This window comes from Puniceispirillum sp. (SeqCode), from assembly GCF_965657105.1.
Lineage (GTDB): Bacteria > Pseudomonadota > Alphaproteobacteria > Puniceispirillales > Puniceispirillaceae > Puniceispirillum.
In genome coordinates this window covers 1-2,611 of record NZ_CBFHNB010000110.1, presented here as the reverse complement: position 1 = coordinate 2,611, position 2,611 = coordinate 1, and the positions used below count along the sequence as shown (strand labels likewise).

5 protein-coding genes are annotated in these 2,611 nt (G+C 45.3%); 2 read left to right on the top strand and 3 right to left on the bottom strand.

The genetic code is table 11. From position 1 onward, the window contains the following. On the bottom strand, nt 1-245 hold a 245-nt coding region (locus tag ACTF7Q_RS10520), incomplete at its 3' end, for a hypothetical protein (RefSeq protein ID WP_438997787.1). On the opposite strand from ACTF7Q_RS10520, the gene ACTF7Q_RS10515 reads away from it, so the two are divergent. Next, on the top strand, nt 244-426 hold the full coding sequence (locus ACTF7Q_RS10515; protein ID WP_438997786.1) for a hypothetical protein: 183 nt from the start codon (nt 244-246) through the stop codon (nt 424-426). The genes ACTF7Q_RS10520 and ACTF7Q_RS10515 overlap by 2 nt on opposite strands. A 330-nt stretch (nt 427-756) precedes the next feature. Then, nucleotides 757-1,248: an Lrp/AsnC family transcriptional regulator gene (locus tag ACTF7Q_RS10510; RefSeq protein WP_438997785.1), complete on the top strand. Its 492-nt coding sequence runs from the start codon at nt 757-759 to the stop codon at nt 1,246-1,248. A 14-nt stretch (nt 1,249-1,262) separates the two neighbouring features. Here the strand turns inward: ACTF7Q_RS10510 and ACTF7Q_RS10505 are convergent, their stop codons facing one another. Both ACTF7Q_RS10505 and ACTF7Q_RS10500 read right to left on the bottom strand, forming a co-directional pair. Next, the gene (locus ACTF7Q_RS10505) at nt 1,263-1,700 is read right to left on the bottom strand and encodes an HNH endonuclease (protein ID WP_438997784.1); all 438 of its coding nucleotides are present in this window, start codon (nt 1,698-1,700) and stop codon (nt 1,263-1,265) included. 30 nt (nt 1,701-1,730) lie between these two features. Further along, nucleotides 1,731-2,611 (bottom strand): hypothetical protein (locus tag ACTF7Q_RS10500; RefSeq protein WP_438997783.1); only part of this gene is annotated, 881 nt, incomplete at its 5' end.

Genomic DNA, 2,611 nt, shown 5'->3' with positions numbered 1-2,611 from the left:
GACGGCGTTGAGATTGGCAGGAATGGTGCCAGCATGGCAAGCTGGCCAAGGCGTGGCACGCTGCGCAAAGGCTGGCGTGGTGTCACAATTATATCGCGAAAGCGAGGGGAATCATACGTGGCGGCAACTTCATCAGATGAAGGGGTATCACGAGATGTGGGGGTGTTGTGCGCGGCGGGGACATCATGAGAAGATGGGGTTGTCCAGCCCATCGCTGTGGCCAGCGCCAGAGACTGTAACCGCATGCCAGCAACACCATCGCTGACTATCCATACAATTGGCCATACATTTGGCCCCGTATCTGGCTCTATATTTGATCCCGTATCCGATACGGCGCCTGATACGGCGTCTGATGCGGCGGCTTTTATGGCGGCTGGCACGGGGGACGTTTTTGGCACGGCATCACTCTCTGGTTCGAATGGTTAAGCAGGTGGCATGGTCTGTCGCCAAATACTCTATAAGAGATGTGGCAGATGGCGTCATTATGTAACTATATGTAATATCAACTGCATATTCGCGCAATATTCTTACGCAATTATGTTGGTAAATATTATGCGCAGGTGTAAGATTATCCAGTTTGGCAGTCGATCTCTCTGCCGTTCCATATGAGTTCGGTTGTTACCAGGCAGATTATGGCCATAAAGATTATGGCCAGACGGAATTGGCCAGTTGGATTGTGGCGGGGGATCGAATAGAGATTATGACATATGAATTATGACATATAAATTATGACGGGTGAATTGTGATGGGTGCATTATGACGGGCAAAATAAAAATCGATACTGTTGACCGGCAGATTCTGCATGATCTTCAGGAAGATGGCCGCATTACCAATGTCGATCTTGCCAAACGTGCAGGGATTTCGGCACCACCATGTCTGCGCCGTGTGCGCGGGCTGGAAGATGCCGGCATCATCAAAGGCTACCATGCTGATATTGATGCCGATGCGCTGGGCTATAATGTTAATGTGTTTGCCTTTGTCGGGCTGACCAGCCAAGCCGAAAGCGATCTAAAGGATTTTGAAGATATGGTCAGCGCATGGCCGCAGGTGCGTGAGTGCCATATGCTTATGGGCGAGACCGATTTTGTGCTGAAAATCGTTGCGCGGGATTGGGATGATTTTCAGAAATTCCTGACCAGCAAGCTGACCCCGGCGACGAATGTCAGCCATGTGAAAACAGCGCTGGCGATCCGCTCGGCAAAAATGCTGCCTGGCGTGCCTATCGATCTGGATGAAAGCGCGCGTTAAGGCAGGGGTTGGGTTTAGTAGCCCAAAATGTTTTTGAATTCCTCGACGCTTAGTAGGGGGTTCGTGGCATGAATCGCCCGATGGCAATTCGCGCATAATAAGGCGAGATCATCGACCGTCATCTCAATTTTAGTATCTATATCTGCAAGAGGTATCTTGTGGTGAACCTCAAAAACGCGTTTGCGGATTTCTGGTAAATATGTATCACCAGTAGTGTCGCAGCATTCGCATTTTAGATGGCCATGTTCTTTGATTACTTTTTGCAGTTTGCATTTACGCAACTTTGAGCTTCGCTCACGAACATAATGCGAGACTAGTTTCTTTTTGCCTTCTTCCGCTTTTGTGATTAGATCATTTGGATCAATTAACTCGTCAATCATGTCGTCGGCAGATTGTGTTTCAGTATCATCAATATGTTCTTTTTCGTTATTGTTGGTTGCGTTTGATGCCATATGTTTACATTTTAGTTGTTTGTTTGATAACTATTTATTGCCCGTTTTATCCCACGTGCCGCTGAGCTTACCCACATAAAAATCAAGTTCGTTCGTTCCGTGTTCACGTTCAAGTTCTATGCGGATATCAAAGATTGCCTTGTCAACGGCAAGTTGTGTGTTAAGGCCACCTTTATTCAAAAACTCCTCATGTTGACTATCTGATAAATAGTTAAAGTGGTCACGTGTAATTTTCTTTTTATCGTGCCAACTTACAACTCTCTCAAAGCAATCTGGATAAAGAAAGAATAAGAGTGCATGGCGTATTTGGGGTTTTTCTTGCACATCTGTCGCTAGTAATGGTGGTGAATAGGATCGACTGCGCAATTCGCTATATTTTTTTGTCCATGTTTCATCCCACCAATGGGCAAAATCCCATGCGCTATCTGGGTGAAGATAAATATTTCTTTGATCTGGTGTGAGTGATTTCCATTCAATTAACATGGTTACAAAATGAACCCAATATTTGAATATGTTGCGGGGAAAATATGGCCCAGGATCCGCAATGCCACTCAACACATTGTTATCAAGACAATCTTTATAATTAACTTTTAAGCTTGATGACCAATCAAGAATCTTTGATATGTTAGCTATTTTTGTGTCAACGCTCACAGCGGTAGATATGAGGGATATGAACCAGATCAGTTCGGCAGAGAGTTGTATTAGTGGTGCCGATTTGTCGTGAGGTTGAAGTTGTCTTTCAAGTTTTTGAAGAAAGTTTAGTTTCTCACTTCGGTCTTTACTATTAATTGGAGCGCGAACTGTGCGTTCGCTCAGCGCTTCAAAATTTTCCCAAGTCCATATCGCTTTGTCATTGAACAAAGCCGCATCTTTGAAAAAACATCTATCGCGCCAGTCTTCTGCCGCTTTAT

What these genes read in the sequence shown, in the direction of transcription:
- ACTF7Q_RS10515 (WP_438997786.1), top strand. Translation starts at nt 244, where the DNA reads ATGCCAGCAACACCATCGCTGACTATCCATACAATTGGCCATACATTT.
- ACTF7Q_RS10510 (WP_438997785.1), top strand. Translation starts at nt 757, where the DNA reads ATGACGGGCAAAATAAAAATCGATACTGTTGACCGGCAGATTCTGCAT.
- ACTF7Q_RS10505 (WP_438997784.1), bottom strand. Translation starts at nt 1,700, where the DNA reads ATGGCATCAAACGCAACCAACAATAACGAAAAAGAACATATTGATGAT.